This is a genomic window from Planococcus shenhongbingii (assembly GCF_030413635.1).
GTDB lineage: Bacteria > Bacillota > Bacilli > Bacillales_A > Planococcaceae > Planococcus > Planococcus shenhongbingii.
Genome location: NZ_CP129235.1, coordinates 3,598,505 through 3,618,501, shown reverse-complemented (window position 1 = coordinate 3,618,501; position 19,997 = coordinate 3,598,505). Strand labels below are relative to the sequence as shown.

Genomic DNA, 19,997 nt, shown 5'->3' with positions numbered 1-19,997 from the left:
GTCATTTAATGGATAAAAGAATACGGCTGCGGGAACTGATTAATGCACCCGATTCGTTTATGCTGCCCGGGGCATATGACGCAGTGTCAGCTCTTCTCATTGAAGAACTGGGTTTTCAGGCAGTCTACGCTACAGGCGCCGGGATTTCGAATGCCCAGCTTGGATGGGCGGATGTAGGGCTGACCAGCATGAAGGAAGCGGTCGATATTGTCGCGCGCATAACCGATGTGACGAATATTCCGGTGATCGCCGATATTGATACGGGATTCGGCAATGCCCTCAATGTCATCCGCACAGTGCGGGAATTTGAACGTGCCGGAGTGGCCGGGATGCAGATTGAAGACCAAGTGTCTCCAAAGAAATGCGGGCATTTCAACAATAAAAATGTCATCTCCAAAGAAGAAATGGTCAACAAAATTCACGCCATAGTAGATGCGCGCAAAGATGAAAACCTTGTGATCATTGCCAGGACAGATGCTTTGGCTGTTAACGGGCTGGACGATGCGATTGACCGGGCAAGAGCCTATAAAGAAGCTGGCGCGGATGTGTTATTCATAGAAGCTCCGACTTCTTTGGAACAAATGAAAGCGATTACAAGTTCACTGCAAGGCATTCCTCAGCTGATCAATTTGGTTGAAGGAGCCAAGACGCCGCTGATCAGCCTGAAAGAAGCGGAAGATCTGGGCTATCAGATCGTGCTTTGTGCCAATACCGCTTTGCGGGCATCGATCCAAGGCATGAAACAGGCATTAAGCGTGCTGCATGCCGATGGCTCCCAGAAAAACTTGAATGAGGCTATTTGTTCCTGGGAAGACCGCCAAAAGTTATTTAAACTGAGCCAAATAAATGAGTGGGAAGAAAAATACTTATCTATTGAAGCTAAGGAAGAAGTCAAAATACCTGAATAGCGCTTAAAACTGGAAAGCGGCAATCTGGATCTCGCAGTAAAAATTCATACATTCAGCCATGACATACACCATAGAGGGCATGCGTATTTTCTATAAACCAATTATAGGGAGGCTCGTTTATGACAAGCAGCGTTCAACCGCAAAACGAAAAAATGGATAAAGCGAAGTACAAAATTTTCTTTGGTGCATATATTGGCTGGATCTTTGATTATTACGAAATATTTGTTTTGAGCTTCCTCGTCATTCCGATGGCAGCAGCATTGGACTTATCAACTGCACAAGTGGCGGCTGTTTTTTCTGTTCAACTGGCTTTCTTAGCCGTTGGCGGCGTTGTCTTCGGATATTTGGGGGACCGGATAGGGCGGAAGAAAATCCTGATCGCCACTTTGGTGATTTTCTGTTTAGCAACATTGATGCGCGGATTTACATTCGATTATGAATGGCTGATTTTCTGGACGGCCATTGCCGGGTTTGGCTTAGGCGGGGAATATGGTGCGGCGCAGGCGCTTGTCAGTGAGTCTGTGCCTTCCAGACAACGCGGATTCTGGAGCAGTATGTTATATGGCGGCGCTTATATGGGGATTTTCCTGGGGGCTACAGTGGGAGGCTTCATCCTTCCTTTAATCGGCTGGCGCATGACCTTCATCATTTCAGCCCTGCCGATTCTATTCGCTCTTTGGCTCAGGAGAGATGTAGAAGAGTCGAAGGTATGGGAAGCCGATGTGAAGAAGCAAAAATCGCTTGAAAAAGTGGATTGGCGTAAAAAATACGGCCTCAGAAGATTCTGGAAGCCCTTCACCATTGCGTTAATAGCAGCGGTGCTGCAATATTTCGCTTACTACGGCATTACCAATTTCCTTCCGACCTACTTAGTGAAATACGAAGGATTCGAGATGGGGGCTGCCGGCTGGTGGCTGTTCTTTACAGCCTTTGCAGGTCTGGTCGGTTCTTTCATTGCAGGCTATACAACCGATAAATGGGGCAGAAAAATTACATTGAGCTATTTGGCGTTTGTCGCGGCACTTGGCGGGCTGGCCCTTTACTTTACTTGGGCAAGCTTGATCAACTCTTTATGGATTCTCGTGCCTATTTTCTTCCTGTACTTCGGTTCCAATGGTGCCTCTGTATTCGGCTCGCTGTTCAGTGAAATTTTCCCGACCGATGTGCGGGCTACGGGGATTTCATGGGCTTTGCAGATCGGACGCGGATTATCCGCTTTCCCGCCGTTGATCACGGCAGCGGTATTTCCGGTCTACGGCTATCAGCCGATTATACTGGGCGGTGCAGGATTATTCATGCTGCTGGCGATGTGGGCCTGGGTCTTCCCGGAAACGAAAAACCGGCGCTTGGATCACCTCGATGATGTGACGAAGACCGCTAAAGATCCGGCGGAAAATCCGGAACTGCAGCCGGAGACTTCCGCGCCTTGATATCAAATACGGTTTAAGTGAAGGAGCGCACAATTACGTGCGCTCTTTTCATATGTCGTAATAACTTCGGAATCTTATTTCTGCAGTTTCCCAGCTGTAAAACCGCCATCGATCGGCAGCATAACACCGCTGATCTGGCCGGCGAGATCCGAACAAAGGAACACGGCTGCATTGCCCACGTCTTCCGGAGTGGCAAGATTGCCGGAAGGGAGTGTAGCCTTGACGGTTTCCGCTTGTTCCGGCGCCGCAGCGAACCAGCCTTCGACGGCAGGCGTCGAGGTGATGCCGGGGCAGAGGGCATTCACACGGATGCCTTTCCGGCCATATTCCAGCGCCACGGTTTTAGTCATGCCGTTGATGCCGAATTTTGACGCGACGTAGTCAACGATGTTCTGCACGCCTTCGAGCCCCGCACCGGAAGAGGTGTTGACGATGGCGCCTCCGCCGGTTTTCAGCATCGCTCTCACTTCGTGCTTCATCGAATAATAAGTGCCGTACAGATTGGTCTTCATGACCCGGTCAAAGTCGGCGCTGTCGGATTCCGCGATGGGAGCGATGGAAGCCGTGATTCCTGCGTTATTGTGGGCAAAATCCAGTTTGCCGAACTCGGCCACAGTCGCATCGACCAGCGCTTCCACGTCGTCTTCGTTCGACACATCGCAAGGGAAGAACGCCGCCGCACCACCCGCTTTTTCGATCATGCGCACGGTTTCTTTGCCGCTTTCTTCGTTGACGTCCGAGACCATGACTTTTGCGCCTTCCCGTGCAAATGCCAGCGCACTGGCGCGGCCGATTCCCAATCCTGCTCCTGTTACCAGTCCCGCTTTGCCTTCCATCAATTTCACCACTCCCATTCCTCCTTTTGGTTTTGATCTCCTATATCCCATTATAATCCGAGGCGAAATCAATAAGAATGATATAGCGAAAAATTCGGATAACTTATAACGTATGTAAACTGAATAGGCATAAACAGCACGCAGCTTCATCAGGTCCTTGATGCTCATTGATGAATCCGCGTGCTGTTTTTATTTTCAAGACGATTTTTTCTTATTCACCCACATCACGAGCACCGGCCCGAGAATCGGAATCCATGCAAGCCCTTTTGCTTTCGCCTCTGGGCAGTACCGGTTGACGGCGTAAACGGACAAGCCCCACAGGACAAACCAGTCGACGGTCATGACGGACACCAGACTGGAGGCGAAGAAAGCCTTACGGTAAGCTTCCGGCGAAAATCCCTGGAGCAGTGTCAGGAGGTTGCCTGCCCACATCAGCATCAGGAGGATGAGCCAGAAACGGGAAGACAGAAAGCGCATGAGCCAGCGCGGCGTCCGGACTTTGGTTCTGTTTTTCGCCGGCCGGTCGCCGAATGCGAAATACGGCAGAAGTGAGAAAGCGCCGATTCCAAGAGACAAGAGAGCAAACGGCCACGCTGGCCATCTTTGGCGGTCGTGCAAGAGCAGAATGGTCAGGAATACGAGCGGGAACAGGCCGAGTGAATTGAAGACGGCAAACACGAGCGGATCGATGTCATCCCATTGGCCGCTCAGAATCTTTGAAAACACGGGATCCGGGTCTTCGCCGGGTGCCAGAAATGCAGCGTAGCCGATCAGGACGAGCCAGACAATCAGAAAAATCATATCGTCACCTCTTTTTTTCATCATACAGGATGAGCTCGGAGAGAGGGAATTAATTCAATGCGGATTGTTTTATTGTAAAGCTTTTGGTGAATGATAAGAGTAAAGCAGATATGGAAGAAGAGTTTCTTCTCTATAGAAAGGAAGTTGCACCATGATCAAAGGAATCATTTTCGATTTTGATGGACTCATACTCGACACCGAAACGCACCATTACCGGATCTTGCAGGAAATGTTTGCGGAATACGGCAGCGAATTGCCGATTGAGCGCTGGCAGCAGGAGATCGGGACGCAGACCGGCTTTTCGCCGTTTCACTATCTCGAAGAACTGATTGAGCAGGAAATCGAGCACAAAGAATTGCAGGAACGGTTAGTAGAAAAGTTTCACGTGAAACTAATGGAGGAAAAAGCGCGCGACGGCGTAGAGGATTATTTGAAGGCCGCAAAAGAGCTCGGCTTGAAAATAGGCCTCGCTTCCAGTTCCGATTATGAATGGGTTTCCAAGTACCTGAAAAACCTTGGGCTGTTCGATTACTTTGAGTGCATCCGGACGTCCGACGATGTCGAGAAAGTGAAACCGGACCCTGCCCTGTACGTACAAGCGGCAGAATGTCTGGGGCTTCGTCCGGAAGAATGCGTGGCATTCGAAGATTCGGCGAATGGCGCGATGGCTGCAAAACGTGCAGACATGGGATGCGTCATCGTGCCGAATGAAGTGACGTGTACGATGGATTTCTGTGAAGTCGAACACCGCTTGTCTTCGATGGCGGACATGCCGCTTGAAGAGCTGATCGATCATTTGAACGGCTTGAAGGTTTCAAAATAAAAAAACCCGGAGGCTCAGGGCTGCGGGTTTTTTTATTTGTAGATAGAGAAGGGAAAACACTTAATAAACTTATCCACATGTGGATAAGCAACGGAATGTTATTGTTTTGAGATGGGTGACAAAAGAGCTGCAAGAAGAAGCGGATAAGTAAAGGGAATGCGACTCTAGTTCATTTTACAGAGTCACCAGATTTTTCGCTTCGAATAAAACGCAGCTTGAATTTCAAACGGTACATGGACAATCTTTGTGCACTAAAAAGTATGCTGCTCTTGCTGATTTCCCATAAGTACCTTTTCTGAAAAGCATAAAAATTAAGGCTGTATGGAAATTCGGTATGAACCGAATTTCCATACAGCCTTTTTGAGTTATTTTAAGTCTTTTCTTTCAAGAAGTACTTGAACTTATCGCTATTTGTAACTTTCTTCTCAGCGCGTTTCATTACTTCCCGAAGAATAGAATTTATCAAGGACATGGTAACAGGTCCTTTATCGAAAAGTGATTGATTACTATCTTCAACAAGTGCAACGATGTCGGCATGGTCGACAATCGGTGCAAGACGTGAATCCGTAAAAGCGATGACTTTGACGCCCTTTTTCTTGGCATCTTCTGCAAAGCGAATAGTGTCCAAAGCATATCGCGAGAATGAAAATACGATAACACATGAATTATCAGGCAGGAAATCAAAAACGAGAGCATCAGTTTCCGGCCGGTACAATGACGCATTGCCAAGAGTATAGTTTAAATTGAAAAACAGCCAATGTGCGAAAGTAAAAGATTGATAATATCCAGCAATGACAATCCGTTCACTTTTAATAATTGTTTCGACAATGTCTTCGAATTTCTCAGTATCCAAGGTCCGGATATTATTTTTCAAAAGATCGATATCTGCTTTAATGTGTTTTGCGAAATTGTTCAGCTGAGAAATTTCTATATTCTGCTCATTAGAATCTTCTTTAGTTTGAAGTAGAAGATAATTGCGTACATCTTTTTGAAGTTCACTGAAACCTTGATAACCGATGGAAACGCAGAACCGAATGACCATAGTTTCACTTACACCAATGATTTCTCCAATCTGTTTTGCTGAATGGCGTGCAAAGATTGAAGAATCATTTAAAAGAGCATCTGCAACTTTCTTTAATCCTTTTGTAAGCTCTGGGAATTTGTTTTTTGTTTTTAATTCATAGGTTGGTATCATAAGCTCTTTCTCACTTTCTTAAAGTTTTAACAATATTTCTTGTTGCAATAAAGTATAGGCTTCAATATAATAATTAACAAGTCTGAACTTTCTGACAACAAAGGGGGGAGTAAATTTTTTCGAATATATTCATTTTCAATAAAAAGGAGGAATTAAAATGAATTTAAACAGAAAATCTTACTTTTTCATAATGATTTTACTTTTAATTTCTATATTTTTCATGGGTTGCAGTTCGGAGAACACAGCTTCAGACAAGGAAGCCAAAGAAGGTACGGACGCTGTAAAAGCGACTGGCGGCACAATAAAAGTGGCTTATCCAACACAGCCACAGACCTTAGATCCACATGCAACAACTGCTGACGCTACTCGTGACGCTGCGAAATTGATTTATGAAGCACTGGTAACTTTAGATAGCAACTATGAAGTGATACCGCAATTGGCGGATTCTTATGAAGTGAGTGAAGACCGGAAAACGATTACATTCAAGCTTAGAGAAGGCGTTAAATTTCATAATGGCAATGACATGACAGCAGAGGATATTGTCGCTTCCATGGAAAAGTGGGGGAAAGACTCTGCAGAACTTGGTGAACATCAATGGACAGTGGAAGATGAAAGAACTGTTACATTAACTTTAACAGAACCATCATCTCTTATTATGTATTTTCTGGCTGACCAAGGAAAAATCGCTGCTATCATGCCTAAAGATATAGCAGAAAGTGCTGAAACTACAGGGGCCGCAGAGTATATCGGAACTGGACCATTTAAATTCATCGAGTGGAAACAAGACGAAGTCATCAAGTTTGAGAAATTTGATGACTATGTACCGGACACGGACGAAACAGACGGATTGGGCGGGAAGAAGGAAGCATTAGTCGATGCAATTGACTGGCAGTTTGTTCCCGATTCTTCCACACGTGTCAATGGCTTGATTAGCGGACAATACCATTTCGCTCATATGTTAGCATACGATTCAATTCCTCAAGTTGAAAACTCACCGGGTAGTGTGGTTGATATTTGGCCATATGGAATTGAAGGTCTAGTCTTCAACAAGAAGCAAGGTGTTTTCAGTGATGTAAAAATGCGTCAGGCAGTTAATGCTGCTCTTGATATGGAAGTGATCATGAGCTCCGCTTTCACTGACAAGGAATTCTATCAATTGGAAAACAGCTTGTTTCTTCCGAGCCAAAAAGCCTGGTATTCGGATGCCGGGAAAGAGAACTATAACCAAAAAGATATGGAGAAAGCAAAAGCTTTATTAAAAGAAGCTGGCTATAAAGGGGAAGAAGTGGTTATTCTGACAAGCCGCGACTATGAGCATCATTACAATGCGGCCGTAGCTACGCAGCAACAACTCGAAGAACTTGGCATAACTACGAAACTGGACGTCTACGACTGGCCGACGCTATTAGAACGGCGCGATGATCCTGAAGCATACGATATGTTCTTTACCGGATTCTCAACAACATCAACGCCGAATCAGTATGCATTCTTAGATTCCCAAACAGCTTGGCCAGGCTGGACAGAAAATTCCGAAATTGACCGTTTGCTTGGCGAAATAAAAGTAGAGGAAGATCTAGAAAAAGCTTTGGCGCTTACTGCTGAAGTGCAGACCATTATGTGGGAGGACCTTCCAATCATCAATACGGGCCATAACTCTCGAGTATCAGGTTACTCCGAAAAACTTCAGGGGTACAACCAAATGCTCGGACCGAACTTCTGGAATGTCGGCTTGAATGAGTAATAGCCTAAGGGTACTCATCAACCTTCTATAACTATAGAAGGTTGATCCCTTTTATACTCTATACCCCAGTGTTAGGAGGTTAGATTCTGTGAAATCCTATATTTTGAAGAGAATGCTTTCTATGATACCGGTCCTGCTCATTGTATCGGTTATCGTTTTTATGATTATTCACCTGATACCGGGTGATCCAGCGTCCGTCATGCTTGGAGAAGAAGCGACCCCTCAGGAAGTCCAGGAACTTAGAGATGAACTCGGCCTCAATTTACCGATTTATGAGCAATTTATCCAATGGTTTTCTGGGATTTTTCAAGGCGATTTCGGTAATTCTATCTACATGAACATGCCAGTGCTCGAAGCGTTTCTTGGTCATATTGGACCGACATTATCCCTTGCGCTGCTTGCACAAAGTATTTCGATTGCCATCGCTATTCCAATTGGTGTAATTGCTGCGAAACGTCGCGGTACTTATGTCGACCAACTGTTCATGACCATTGCAATGCTTGGTTTGTCTCTGCCGAGCTTCCTAATGGCGCTGTTACTCATGCTCTTGTTCGGTGTCAATCTTAATTGGTTGCCAGTTGCCGGATATGCCCCCATCAGCAATGGCTTATGGAATCATCTTCAGTATATGATTCTTCCAGCCATTTCGCTTGGCGCTATTCAGGCAGCAGTCATCTCCCGTATGAGCCGTTCCTCTATGATTGATATTCTAAGCATGAACTACATTAAAACTGCCAAAGCGAAAGGTGTAAAAGACCGCGTAGTCATTTACAAGCACGCTTTAAGAAATGCCTTCATTCCAATCCTAACAATTCTCGGGGAAACATTTGGATCTCTTATCACCGGGGCCGTGGTCACAGAAACGGTATTCAATTTGCCCGGCATCGGACAATTGGTGATTAACGCTATCGTCAGAAGAGATTATGCGGTCATTCAAGGAACCATCTTGATCATTGCACTTGCATATCTGCTGCTGAATCTGCTCATCGATTTGCTGTATGGTCTCGTAGATCCGAGAGTCCGGTTTAACCGGAAATAGAAGGGAGATGAAATGAATGGCTACAGAGGCAAAAGTGAAAGCTGATGCTGGCGTCAGTGGTTTAAAGGTAATGAAGAATGATTTGAAAAAAGAGCAGAAACGCTTGTTTTTCCGCCGCTTTTGGTCTAACCAGTCGGCTGTAGTTGGAAGTGTTCTGCTTATCATATTGAGTTTGTTTGCGCTGTTTGGACCGATGATCAGCCAGTTTACTCCGCTTGAGCTGGATCCGATGGATCGACTGAAAGCGCCAGATGGCATGCATTGGTTTGGGACTGACAATTTCGGACGCGATTTGTTCAGCCGGGTAGCTTCGGGAGCACAGGTATCTATGGGGGTTGGGTTTTCAGTAGCAATTCTAACAGCGGTAATTGGTATGATTATCGGACTGTATGCTGCTTTCTATTCAGTGCTAGACCATATTCTGATGCGGATATGCGACGCCTTGATGGCGTTTCCAGATATTCTTCTTGCAGTTGCTATCATGGCGGTATTGGGACCGCAGCCCATTAATGTAGTTATTGCGGTGACGATAGCGAAAATACCGACAATGGCACGGATTGTTCGTTCTTCTGCACTTGTTATAAAAGAACAAACCTATATCGAAGCAATGAAAGCTCAAGGCGCAAGTTCCTTTAGGATTATCTGGCGACATATTGTACCGAATGTTATGTCTCCGCTGATCGTACAAACAACTTATGTGTTTGCGATTGCTATCATTTTGGAAGCCGCATTAAGTTTCCTTGGAGCTGGAATCCCGGCGCCTGAACCAAGTTGGGGGAACATACTTTATGACGGGAAAATTGTGATATTCAATGCTTGGTGGATGACGGTTTTTCCAGGCGCATTCATCATTCTGGCTGTATTAGGACTGAACCTTTTCGGAGATGGCCTTCGTGACTTGCTGGACCCTCACTCAAGTAAATCGAACAAATGATCAAGAATTGAACCTCAGGCCGTTCTGCTTTTGAAGATGGAAAGCGACGGAGTGGAAGGAGGATAAAGATGACCCAACAGAATTTATTGGAAATCGATGGATTGAAAACTATTTTTTCAACTGAAAATGGCCCGGTGACAGCGGTTGATGGAATTTCTTTTTCTATTGCTCCAGAAGAAACGCTTGGCGTTGTTGGAGAGTCAGGGTGTGGGAAAAGTGTTACTGCTGAATCAATTATGCGCTTGCTGAATGAAAAATCGACGCGTTACGAAGGAGCCATTAACTTTAAAGGTGAGAATTTGTTGGCTCTTCCGGAACACAAGATGCGGGATATCCGAGGAAACGAAGTATCAATGATATTCCAGGATGCCATGACTTCACTAAATCCAGTCTTTACTATTGGCAATCAAATATCAGAATCGATTATGATTCACCAGAATTTGAATGCAAAGCAAGCTATGGAGAAAGCCATTGAAATGCTGAAGTTGACTGGAATCCCATCTCCTGAAAAACGTGTACATGAATATCCGCATGAAATTTCAGGGGGAATGCGGCAGCGGGTCATGATTGCAATGGCGCTATCCTGTAAACCGAGTTTGCTCATTGCAGATGAGCCAACGACGGCACTTGATGTAACCATCCAAGCACAAATTATCGATTTGATCAATGATCTGAAAAAGGAAGCAAATATGAGCGTCATGATGATCACTCACGATTTAGGAGTCGTAGCGGAAGTTTGTACGCGTGTAGTGGTCATGTATCTTGGTCAAGTGATTGAAGAGGCAGATGTAAATTCCTTATTCACAAAACCCTTGCATCCGTATACTAAAGGGCTAATTAAGTCCATACCTAGAATAGATGGCGATCGAACGCAGAAGCTGCATATGATTCCAGGTACGGTGCCTTCTCTCCACAATATTCCGAAAGGATGCCGGTTTGCTCCGCGCTGTGTATTCGCTGATGAAAAATGCTTGAACGAAGCGCCGATATTAAAGGAGGCCAATGCAAGCCAAAAAGTAAGATGCTGGCATTACGAAAAAATAGAAGAGGGGGAGGCTTTGCAGCATGAAGCAGTTGGATATGGAAACTGATTACATGAAACAACAATCCCCCATGCTTCAAGTCAAGGGACTGAAAAAATATTTTCCGATTCACTCTCCTTTCGGGCGAACAGTCGGACATGTAAAAGCCATAGAAGATTTGAATTTCAATTTATATGAAAAAAAGACACTTGGACTGGTTGGAGAATCCGGTTGCGGTAAAAGTACTTCTGGAAGAGCCTTGCTGAGATTGACGGAACCGACTGAAGGAACTGCTCTTTACAAAGGGAGAGATATTTTTCAGATTAAAGAAAAAGAATTTACGAAGATGCGAAAAGAAATGCAAATGGTGTTCCAAGATCCGCATTCTTCATTGAATCCCAAAAAACGGATCGGTGAAATAATTGAAGAACCGATGAATATCCACAACATTGGATCGAAGCAGGATCGTATGGAAATGGCAGTGACTTTATTGGAGAAGACGGGAATACGGCAGGATCAATACTTTCGTTACCCCCATGAATTCTCCGGGGGGCAAAGGCAACGGATTGGATTGGCCAGGGCACTTGCACTTAATCCGAATATCATTGTATTGGATGAACCAGTTTCAGCTCTCGACGTGTCTATTCAATCTCAAGTCATAAACTTGCTTCAGGAGATACAGGAAGAATTCAGCTTAGCTTACTTGTTTATTTCTCATGATTTGAGTGTCGTTCGCCATATTGCAGATGAGATTGGTGTGATGTATTTGGGGCATCTGGTGGAAAAGGCACCTACAGATGAATTATTTGCGAATCCGCTTCATCCCTATACAAAAGCTTTATTGTCTTCTATTCCATTGCCGAATCCAGGAGCAAAACGTGAACGAATCATCCTTAAAGGGGATGTACCTTCCCCCATCAACCCGCCTTCTGGATGTGTTTTCCATACGCGTTGTCCATTTGTCATGGATGTCTGTAAAACGGTAAAACCGGAATCCCGAATCCAGATACCCGGTCATGAAGTGGCCTGTCATTTATATAATTAAAATTTGAAGGAGTGGTTATATTGGAGATTAATAAGATTGTGTTACGTAGGATGAAATTAGATTTACTATCACCATTTCAAACTAGTTTCGGAGTCCAAACGGACAGAGAATTTATGATTGTTGAGCTACATGGAGAGAGCAATATTGGATATGGAGAATGTGTTGCATCAGCTAAACCTTTGTACAGTGAAGAAACGGTTGGGACAGTTGAATTAATGCTGAAAGACATTTTAATTCCTGCCTTACTTAATGAAAAAGCTATCAAGCATCCCGATGAACTTAGTGAAATTTTTAAGCCTTTCCGTCGGAACAATATGGCGAAATCGGCTCTAGAGGGAGCTTATTGGGATCTTTATGCAAAAGAAAATAACGTTCCATTGCATGTTGCCCTTGGCGGCACGAAGAGTGAAACTGAAGTGGGCGTGAGCATCGGCATCCAAGACTCTACGGAAGAATTGCTGAAAGTGGTGGAAGGATTTCTTGAGGAAGGGTATAAGCGAATCAAGCTGAAAATTAAACCGGGCAACGACATGGTGATTCTGAAAGCAGTTAGAGAAAAATTTCCGGACATAAAAATGATGGCTGATGCAAACTCTGCCTATACATTAGAAGATGTTGAACTGTTCAAAGAAATGAGTGAGTTTAATCTTATGATGATTGAACAACCTCTTGCGCACGATGACATCATTGACCATTCAAAACTGCAGCCAGAAATCCAAACCCCAATTTGTTTAGATGAAAGCATCCATTCTTTGGAAGACGCAAAAAAGGCAATTGGTCTCGGAAGTTGTAAAATTATAAATATAAAAATTGGCCGGGTCGGAGGGTTATCAGAAGCAAAACGGATCCATGATTATTGTCAAAGCCAAGACATTCCAGTGTGGTGTGGAGGAATGCTGGAATCTGGAATTGGACGGGCACATAATATTGCCATATCGAGTTTGCCGAACTTTACTCTGCCTGGGGATACGGCCGCGTCTTCAAGATACTGGCACGAAGATATCATTACTCCTGAAGTAGTAGTAGAACAAGGAGTCATTTCGCTTCCGACTGCACCAGGAATTGGCTATGATCCGAATATGGAATTAATGGAAAAATACACAACAAGCATTGAAGAAATTATTCCGCAAAAAATGACGTCTTAATAGTTTAAAAAGAAAAACGGAAATCGAATACTATTTAAGGAGAAACCATTTCAGCAGGAATTTGCAGGGATGGTCTTCTTTCTGCTAAAGGAGTGAAGAAAAGTGAAAGAAATTTTGCAGGAAATTAAACCAATAGTGGAAGAAGTATTCCACCATTTGCATGCAAATCCAGAAATCAGCTGGAAAGAAGAAAAAACGACTCAGTACTTGAAAGAATTGCTTGAAAAAGAAGGGTTTGAAGTGCAGACTTTCAATGATTCCACAGGACTCATAGTAACCGTTGGTCCAGGTGAGCCTACTGTCGGCTTACGGACAGATATTGATGCGCTTTGGCAAGAGGTTGATGGAGAATACCAGGCAAACCATTCTTGTGGACATGATGCTCACATGACAATGGCGGTTGGAACAATGCTCGTTTTAAAAAAACTTGGAATTCCTAAATCCGGTCGATTAAAAATACTTTTCCAACCGGCAGAAGAAAAAGGGAAAGGTGCTTTGTCATTCATTGAAAAGGGACTCGTAGATGACATCGACTTTTTATACGGCGTCCATTTGCGTCCAATTCAAGAGATTGGAAATGGCTTTTCTGCTCCAGCCATCATGCATGGAGCAACGAAGATGCTGAAAGGCTCTATTTTAGGAAATGATGCACATGGAGCTCGGCCGAACCAGGGGCAGAATGCCATCGAGGTCATGGCTCTTCTTGTAAATGCTATCCATTCCATTCATCTGGATTCAACCATTCCGCATTCAGCAAAAATAACGATGTTCAATGCAGGAGGCGAATCGGCGAATATTATTCCGGGTACTGGAATTTTCAGTATAGATCTGCGGGCACAGACTAATGAATTAATGGGAACTTTAGTAGAAGAAGTAGATCGGGCGATTCAATTCGTTGCTAAGTTCTCAAAAGTTCAGATTTCATATGACATCGCATCTGAAATAGCAGCAGCGAAAGTGGATGAAATTGCTGTAAAATTATTGGCGGAAGCAATTGCTGATACGGTAGGAGAAGAATTTTTAACTGCACCGATTCTCACTCCAGGCGGAGAGGATTTTCATTATTACACGCTGAAGCGACCAACAATCAAAGCGACAATGCTGGGATTGGGATGCGGTTTAGCACCTGGGCTTCATCATCCGAAAATGACATTTGAGCAAGAAAGTATGCTGACTGGAATCGAAATTCTAACACGCACTGTTATAAATACCTTTGAACATCTTGAAAAAGATAAAGAAGAAAAAGAAAGTATGAGTTTAAAAGGTTAACTCTTGAAAGTTGAGCGTCAAAAAAACTCTTTATTATTAAGGGGCTTTTCATGTAGCATTACTTAAATTTTTCAATAATCGATATTTTTTCTAAGGAGGCCTTCGAGTATGGCAACACTTAATTAAGAGTAAGTTTCTTCCGGATGAAGTAAGTGGCGGAACTAATCGATTACTTGAATAGCTTGAAACTATCAAAATAGAAGATGTACAAGACCCTTAAACCCGCCGCTTCAAAAAAGGTTGGGATCTAAGGGTTTTATTTTAGACATTGTGGATTCAGCTTCGTGACCGAAGAATGTGGGTCAGCCGAACTGAGGGTTCAATATCCAGTCTATTATAAGACACCCTTTCATTTCAAGGTAGATTCCACAAAACGTTTTATGGAAAAAGTAATTTTATTTTAATTTCCTTCTATAATTATACAATTAATTTCATCCCTGTTAAATTCAAAAAATACCCTAATGACTTGAATCCAGTCATCAGAGTATTTTTGTCTGCCGCAACTGTATGCCTTGGAGGGCGCTGTTTCTTCGTCACAAAGACTTGGCCTTGCCTGCAGTAAGCGGAGCTGATTGGCAGAATATCTGCTGCTGTAAATTAGTAGTTCAACTTATATAAGAACAGAATTTTAGCGGGGTCGTCCATTTGCAGGACGGCCACCGCTAAAATATCCTTAGAATTATTTAATAGCTTGTTCAATTGGACTGCCGGCATTGATGGTGGTATTTGCGTCTTCGCCAGCTGCGGCTTGTTCACCCCAATAAGTGAAGCCGACTTGCATTTCTTCCAAGCTCCATTCCACAGGTTCCCAGTCAGGATCTAAAATTAAATAGCTATTGGAGAATAGTTCCAACCGCACGCCGCTGCCTGGATCGGTAGTATACACATACATGGCTTGCGAAATGCCATGTTTGCCAGGGCCAACGAAGTGAACGCCGTTTTCACGCAAAATATCGGCGGCGCGTAAAATGTCCTGCGCATTATCTGACCAATAAGAAATATGATGCAGTTCATGAGATGTATCGAAGACCGGGTTAGACATGACGGCGATATCATGGACTAAAGCTGTCACACTCATCCATGCGGCTACAACTTGATCATCCGGAGATTTTATATATTCGCGAATTTTAAAGCCTAAGTTTTCAGCTAAAAAATCCACAATATCAGAAGCTTTAGCATTTGTTGCAATATTCACATGGTCAAAGCGGCGAGGTGATACCCCTTTGCGCCAAGCTTTATACGGCTGATTTTTCAGCACAGACTTCAGTTTCGGATCGGTAACTTTAGGTTTTTCCATTTGATAATAAATTTCAAAGTGATGGCCGGATGGCAATTGGAAACGAATCGCATCTCCTTGTCCAGTTTCGGTCCCTGCAACTACTTCTGTAACATCTACACCGGCATCACGCAGCAAAACCGCGAAATTATTTACATCTTCCGGGCGCTTTGCTTTCCAGGCAATATGATCTACTGAAGGTTCAGGACCTGCTTTAATGGAGAGCGTATGATGTTCAAAATCTCCCCATGCCCGCAGGTAATGGACCCCATCAACTTCTGTTGTTTTTTCTAAACCCACGACTTCTTCGAAAAACCATAAAGACTTTTCAAGATCGTTTGAAACCAAAGCAACATGTCCTAACTTTGCGATTTCCGGTAAAGCATCGAATTTTTTATTCATTGAATTTCCCCCTTAGCCTCTTGAATTGTTTGGTACGTCAAACATAAATTTACCGAAATTTGAAATGCCATCTTCGTATAATGAAGTTATATGCGTGCTGATGGTGATCAAGTCGCGTGTCATTACTTCCAAAACGGAGCCCCGTTTTAAACCGCTTGCTCCGATTGAAGAGGTTGCCCGGACTGCGATTTCGACGCATTCTTTGATAATATGGACACGAATCATGTTATATTCGGCATTGTCATGCTGGCCGGCATCTTCTGCTAGCATTTCCACATAATCACGAAGCAATGATTGGACAGCTTTTAGCTTCATCTTTAATTCGCCTGCAACACGCTGGCTGCTTGGCGATTGTCCTTCATTTGTGCCATCAAAGCGTATACGATTTTTAGCACGCTGGACAAATTCATCCACTATGCGTTCTGCAGCGCCGACAGCCATGGAAGGAAACCCGATGAAGAAGGCAGGGAAGTATGGCTTGTTGAAATACAAATAGTCTTCGCTGATTTCCAAATTTTTAGGCCTGCGATTTACAGTAACTTCGCTTAAATCAATCAGCATGTCGGAAGGGACGAATAAATCTTTTACGATGATGGTATGGCTGCCTGAGCCGCGCAGCCCTAAAGAGTCCCAGTCCTCTACGATTTCAACATCCTCTACTTTTAAAGCAAGGAGGAAATGCAAGGGCATATCGCTGTCAGGAGTGAAGCGCAGTGCGCCTACCGCTACCCAGTCAGAATATTTGATACCGCTTACAAAATTCCATTTGCCATTTAAAATGACGCCGCCTTCCGTTTCCTCCAGCCGGCCGACCGGTGCAAAAATATCGGTCAATAAACCGCCATGCGCGTAGATTTCATCCATCCGGTGCTTTGGAAGCAAAGCGACCCAGGCATTGTGCAAAGCGTAGAAATACGTTACCCAAGCGGCTGACAAGTTGTAGTAGCCAATTTTTTTAATTAAATCGGAGAAAGTCGGAAAATCAATTTGCGGATAACCATATTCTTTAGGAATGATCAATCTGTTGATCCCGGCATCTACAATTGCATTGACAACATTCTTGGAAATTGTGCAATTTTGCTCTGCGATCAATACTTCCTGTTCAGCCAGCTGGCCGATATGTTCCGCACTTTTTATCAGCTGGCTATATATTTCTTTATTGGCTATTTGTGTTTGCATACTATTCCTCCTGTCAATTGGCATTAAATGAGTGCTAATTGGTGATTGCGCTGATCGATAAATTGATCGACCAGTTGGATGAAACGGTCAGATTTTTCAATTTGTACCCAGTGTCCGCATTGTTTCAGTAAAATAAGTTCTGCATTTGGAATATGCTCGAGTAAACTCAAGCTTCCTTCTCTCGGAACAAACTGATCTTCATATCCATGGATTAATAATGTTTGGTTTGTCATGCGGCGGAGCGCACTTGGCGGGATCAGCATCTCTGCTGGATTCTTCGGAAATAACTTCGGATATAATTCACGGACTTCCGGCCGCATAATATTTTCATACCGTGTACGGATAATGTCGTTAATGTCGTCTTCCAATACCGTCTCGTCATACATAAACCAACGAATTAAGTTTCCGAAAGATTCTATGGTCGGATCATTGAAGAAGCCCGTCATACGGACAATTTCAGCTGTCGGACCGCTGGTTTTACCGCCGCCGCTTCCCATTAAAATCATTTTATCGAAGCGCTGGGGGGAATGCATGACGGCATTTAACGAAATGACTCCACCCATTGAATTGCCGACAAGATGCGCTTTGTCGATATTGTGGTAATCCATGATTGCCAGAATTTGTTTTACACGCAATGTGGTCCATTCCCAAAACGTCATATTCAAATCAGCCGGCAGCTCGGTGCTTCCAAACCCCACTAAATCCAGTGCAATTACCTGGTATTTGCTGCTTAAAACATTCAATGCTTTTTTCCAATTTGATAAAGCGTTTGCGCCAGGGCCAGATCCATGCAAAAAAATTAATGTTTCAGCGTTTGTTTCACCGCCATGGCAGTAAACAGTCTTAAATCCTTCTGTAATCAATTCTTTTACTTGATAGTTGCTCATCTCATTACCCCTTTCAAATTTGAATACGCTTTCAATATATATAACTAAAGCTATGAATCATATATCGTTTTTTACTTAAAATAGCGTATAATACAGAAAAAAGGTTCATAATATTCCGATAAATATAAAAGAATTTAATCCAAGGGAGGAAGGGGAAATAGAATGGACAAGTTAAAAATGGAAAAACAATCGGGTTTAATCATTACAACCAGCCTGATCAATCTGCTTCGCAAAACCTTATTTGAAAATTTGGGACAGAAAAAGGCAGGGAAGTTTTTGCTGCGATTCGGAAAAGATCTGGGGCTGGAGACAGGAAAAGCGCTTCTGGAAACGGGTAAAAATAGAATAGAAGCTTTACAGTTAGCGGAACTCTTACATATCGATACGGGGCATATCTCGCAGCTTACGAAGTATGGTGTAGTTCAAAAGCCAGAAGAAGACATGATCTTTAAAAATTTTTCCGGCATGTGGCACGGCTCTTTCGAAGTTGAAAGCCATTTACAAGATTTTGGGAAAGTAAATGAGTGCTCATGTTACATTATCAGCGGTTTTATAAGCGGCGTATTAACAGTCGTTTTGGAGGAAGATATTTTTGTGAAAGAGCTGACATGCCGATCGAAAGGAGATGAACATTGCACCTATAACGTAAATACACGTAAATACTGGGAAAGTAATGGTGAAGTATTAGATATCTATGAGGATGATAAATTTATTGAGGAGCTTGAAATGACGTATGACAAGCTGCTTAAAAAAACAATGCAGCTTAACGAAGTGAATAACTTCCATAGTAAGATAACGGATACAATTGCTCAAAAAAACGATCTGTCCAAATTACTTGAAACGGCTTATACGATATTGAAAATCCCCATCTTTATCGTTAATTTAAATGGAGAAGTAATAGAAAACATAGGCCATGAAAACATTAGTACTATTGAATGGGCAAAAGTTATAAAATCGAACAAACATACAAAAGTGCACTTACAGAAGAGTTATAAATTACATATGGCACCGATCTATGTAGACCAAGAAACGTTTGCGTATTGCTGCTTTGTTTATCCCAAAGATAACGAATTGACGCAAAATGATCTCGTTTATCTGGAGCGTTTAGCGGTTGCAAGCAGTGTTTGTTTCTTGTATGAAAAAATTAGTTTTGAAACAACAGAACGCTTTAAGATCAACTTTTTAGAAAGGATGATTTATAACCACTTTAAAGACAATGGAGAAATGTATTTGCATGCAAATTATATAGAGCCTAAAATTTCGCCTGCGTTTTGCACATTAGCCATTGATATTAAAGAAAATAGTAATGTACCAATAGACGCCTATCAAATTATTTTAAACCTATCCAGAGAACTGAAAAAATATCAATTAACAGGCATGCTTAGTAAAAAAGATCGTTATATTGTGTTGTTTTTATATAATTTGGAACCACAGCAAAAGTATATGGATAACGTAAAAAGCTTATTAAATAATGCTCTGCAAAGTTTCAACTGCAAAGTGGGCATCAGCAATAAATTTATCGAGTTGCATGATTTCAAGGTTAGTTTAGCAGAAGCGGAGAAAGCAATGAATTTTCCAACGAAAGACAAATTTATTTATTACAGCGAGTTAGGGATATATAGTTCCTTACTGGAAAACTTGAAGCCGGAAACTTTGCGTCAAGTAGCTAAACAAGAATTAAAAAGTTTACTGGATCCTGATGAAAAAAGCAGGACATTGCTTTACACTCTTTATATTTATTTGAAAAACAATCAGAAGTTAGAGAAGACGATGATGGATTTATCGCTTTCAATAGGCGGAACTAAATACCGTCTGCAAAAAATTGAAGCTATCATAGGGAAAAAGTTAAAAGATGCAACAACTTTTGCATTTTTATTAATTATCATCGAAACATTGTTATTGTCCAAAGAAATTTCTTTTGATTAAAGTATTACCAGTCGATGCGGCAAATTTAATGCGTTATGAAACAAAGCTTGCCCAAGGTATATTGGGCAAGCTTTGTTTTATAACTATAGAGGAATGTATGGATGCAGTTGGGCTACAGGGTTTTGAATTAAACAACTAA

At 42.9% G+C, this 19,997-nt stretch carries 18 protein-coding genes; 12 read left to right on the top strand and 6 right to left on the bottom strand.

Annotated elements, in window-relative coordinates:
• The first annotated feature begins 8 nt into the window (after window positions 1-8).
• A complete protein-coding gene (locus tag QWY16_RS17530; RefSeq protein ID WP_300990517.1) occupies window positions 9-908 on the top strand; it encodes an isocitrate lyase/PEP mutase family protein in 900 nt (299 codons plus the stop codon).
• A gap of 119 nt (window positions 909-1,027) precedes the next feature.
• Entirely contained in the window at window positions 1,028-2,338 is a 1,311-nt protein-coding gene (locus QWY16_RS17525) for an MFS transporter (RefSeq protein ID WP_300990516.1), read from the top strand.
• Between the two features lie 74 nt (window positions 2,339-2,412).
• Here QWY16_RS17525 and QWY16_RS17520 read toward each other — a convergent pair whose 3' ends face one another.
• Complete coding sequence (locus QWY16_RS17520) at window positions 2,413-3,342, bottom strand: SDR family NAD(P)-dependent oxidoreductase (protein WP_300990515.1); 930 nt, start codon at window positions 3,340-3,342, stop codon at window positions 2,413-2,415.
• Between the two features lie 27 nt (window positions 3,343-3,369).
• Complete coding sequence (locus tag QWY16_RS17515) at window positions 3,370-3,975, bottom strand: hypothetical protein (protein WP_300990514.1); 606 nt, start codon at window positions 3,973-3,975, stop codon at window positions 3,370-3,372.
• Window positions 3,976-4,126: 151 nt separating this feature from the next.
• Between QWY16_RS17515 and QWY16_RS17510 the strand changes: the two genes are divergently transcribed.
• Window positions 4,127-4,798 carry an HAD family hydrolase gene (locus QWY16_RS17510; RefSeq protein ID WP_300990513.1) on the top strand — a complete coding sequence of 224 codons (672 nt, stop codon included), beginning with the start codon at window positions 4,127-4,129 and terminating at the stop codon, window positions 4,796-4,798.
• Window positions 4,799-5,168: 370 nt separating this feature from the next.
• Here the strand turns inward: QWY16_RS17510 and QWY16_RS17505 are convergent, their stop codons facing one another.
• Window positions 5,169-5,993 carry a MurR/RpiR family transcriptional regulator gene (locus QWY16_RS17505; protein ID WP_300990512.1) on the bottom strand — a complete coding sequence of 275 codons (825 nt, stop codon included), beginning with the start codon at window positions 5,991-5,993 and terminating at the stop codon, window positions 5,169-5,171.
• Window positions 5,994-6,150: 157 nt separating this feature from the next.
• Here QWY16_RS17505 and QWY16_RS17500 point away from each other — a divergent pair, with 157 nt between their 5' ends.
• The 7 genes from QWY16_RS17500 to QWY16_RS17470 all read left to right on the top strand — a co-directional run bounded on the left by QWY16_RS17500 (window position 6,151) and on the right by QWY16_RS17470 (window position 14,188).
• Complete coding sequence (locus tag QWY16_RS17500) at window positions 6,151-7,734, top strand: ABC transporter substrate-binding protein (RefSeq protein WP_300990511.1); 1,584 nt, start codon at window positions 6,151-6,153, stop codon at window positions 7,732-7,734.
• Window positions 7,735-7,822: 88 nt separating this feature from the next.
• Complete coding sequence (locus tag QWY16_RS17495) at window positions 7,823-8,773, top strand: ABC transporter permease (RefSeq protein WP_300990510.1); 951 nt, start codon at window positions 7,823-7,825, stop codon at window positions 8,771-8,773.
• Between the two features lie 16 nt (window positions 8,774-8,789).
• Window positions 8,790-9,707, top strand: a complete 918-nt coding sequence (locus tag QWY16_RS17490; RefSeq protein WP_300990509.1) for an ABC transporter permease — start codon at window positions 8,790-8,792, stop codon at window positions 9,705-9,707.
• A gap of 68 nt (window positions 9,708-9,775) precedes the next feature.
• A complete protein-coding gene (locus QWY16_RS17485; protein ID WP_300990508.1) occupies window positions 9,776-10,798 on the top strand; it encodes an ABC transporter ATP-binding protein in 1,023 nt (340 codons plus the stop codon).
• On the top strand, window positions 10,773-11,774 hold the full coding sequence (locus QWY16_RS17480) for an ABC transporter ATP-binding protein (RefSeq protein ID WP_300990507.1): 1,002 nt from the start codon (window positions 10,773-10,775) through the stop codon (window positions 11,772-11,774). Before QWY16_RS17485 ends, QWY16_RS17480 begins: the two co-directional genes overlap by 26 nt.
• Before the next feature lie 20 nt (window positions 11,775-11,794).
• A complete protein-coding gene (gene menC, locus QWY16_RS17475) occupies window positions 11,795-12,919 on the top strand; it encodes an o-succinylbenzoate synthase (protein ID WP_300990506.1) in 1,125 nt (374 codons plus the stop codon).
• 102 nt (window positions 12,920-13,021) lie between these two features.
• A complete protein-coding gene (locus tag QWY16_RS17470) occupies window positions 13,022-14,188 on the top strand; it encodes a M20 peptidase aminoacylase family protein (RefSeq protein ID WP_300990505.1) in 1,167 nt (388 codons plus the stop codon).
• Between the two features lie 679 nt (window positions 14,189-14,867).
• Here the strand turns inward: QWY16_RS17470 and QWY16_RS17465 are convergent.
• The 3 genes from QWY16_RS17465 to QWY16_RS17455 are packed head-to-tail and all read right to left on the bottom strand — an operon-like array spanning window position 14,868 to window position 17,932.
• On the bottom strand, window positions 14,868-15,866 hold the full coding sequence (locus tag QWY16_RS17465) for a VOC family protein (RefSeq protein WP_300990504.1): 999 nt from the start codon (window positions 15,864-15,866) through the stop codon (window positions 14,868-14,870).
• Window positions 15,867-15,878: 12 nt separating this feature from the next.
• The gene (locus QWY16_RS17460) at window positions 15,879-17,045 is read right to left on the bottom strand and encodes an acyl-CoA dehydrogenase family protein (protein ID WP_300990503.1); all 1,167 of its coding nucleotides are present in this window, start codon (window positions 17,043-17,045) and stop codon (window positions 15,879-15,881) included.
• 23 nt (window positions 17,046-17,068) lie between these two features.
• Window positions 17,069-17,932, bottom strand: coding sequence for an alpha/beta fold hydrolase (locus QWY16_RS17455; protein WP_300990502.1), 864 nt, complete (start codon window positions 17,930-17,932; stop codon window positions 17,069-17,071).
• A gap of 162 nt (window positions 17,933-18,094) precedes the next feature.
• Here QWY16_RS17455 and QWY16_RS17450 point away from each other — a divergent pair, with 162 nt between their 5' ends.
• Together QWY16_RS17450 and QWY16_RS17445 are read left to right on the top strand one after the other, a co-directional pair.
• Window positions 18,095-19,858, top strand: a complete 1,764-nt coding sequence (locus tag QWY16_RS17450; RefSeq protein WP_300990501.1) for a V4R domain-containing protein — start codon at window positions 18,095-18,097, stop codon at window positions 19,856-19,858.
• Window positions 19,851-19,997, top strand: a complete 147-nt coding sequence (locus QWY16_RS17445; protein ID WP_300990500.1) for a hypothetical protein — start codon at window positions 19,851-19,853, stop codon at window positions 19,995-19,997. Before QWY16_RS17450 ends, QWY16_RS17445 begins: the two co-directional genes overlap by 8 nt.

Excerpts from the sequence above, each read along its gene's own strand:
- QWY16_RS17530 (WP_300990517.1), top strand. The coding sequence starts at position 9 with ATGGATAAAAGAATACGGCTGCGGGAACTGATTAATGCACCCGATTCG.
- QWY16_RS17525 (WP_300990516.1), top strand. The coding sequence starts at position 1,028 with ATGACAAGCAGCGTTCAACCGCAAAACGAAAAAATGGATAAAGCGAAG.
- QWY16_RS17520 (WP_300990515.1), bottom strand. The coding sequence starts at position 3,342 with ATGAGCATCAAGGACCTGATGAAGCTGCGTGCTGTTTATGCCTATTCA.
- QWY16_RS17515 (WP_300990514.1), bottom strand. The coding sequence starts at position 3,975 with ATGATTTTTCTGATTGTCTGGCTCGTCCTGATCGGCTACGCTGCATTT.
- QWY16_RS17510 (WP_300990513.1), top strand. The coding sequence starts at position 4,127 with ATGATCAAAGGAATCATTTTCGATTTTGATGGACTCATACTCGACACC.
- QWY16_RS17505 (WP_300990512.1), bottom strand. The coding sequence starts at position 5,993 with ATGATACCAACCTATGAATTAAAAACAAAAAACAAATTCCCAGAGCTT.
- QWY16_RS17500 (WP_300990511.1), top strand. The coding sequence starts at position 6,151 with ATGAATTTAAACAGAAAATCTTACTTTTTCATAATGATTTTACTTTTA.
- QWY16_RS17490 (WP_300990509.1), top strand. The coding sequence starts at position 8,790 with ATGGCTACAGAGGCAAAAGTGAAAGCTGATGCTGGCGTCAGTGGTTTA.
- QWY16_RS17485 (WP_300990508.1), top strand. The coding sequence starts at position 9,776 with ATGACCCAACAGAATTTATTGGAAATCGATGGATTGAAAACTATTTTT.
- QWY16_RS17480 (WP_300990507.1), top strand. The coding sequence starts at position 10,773 with ATGAAGCAGTTGGATATGGAAACTGATTACATGAAACAACAATCCCCC.
- QWY16_RS17465 (WP_300990504.1), bottom strand. The coding sequence starts at position 15,866 with ATGAATAAAAAATTCGATGCTTTACCGGAAATCGCAAAGTTAGGACAT.
- QWY16_RS17460 (WP_300990503.1), bottom strand. The coding sequence starts at position 17,045 with ATGCAAACACAAATAGCCAATAAAGAAATATATAGCCAGCTGATAAAA.
- QWY16_RS17455 (WP_300990502.1), bottom strand. The coding sequence starts at position 17,932 with ATGAGCAACTATCAAGTAAAAGAATTGATTACAGAAGGATTTAAGACT.
- QWY16_RS17450 (WP_300990501.1), top strand. The coding sequence starts at position 18,095 with ATGGACAAGTTAAAAATGGAAAAACAATCGGGTTTAATCATTACAACC.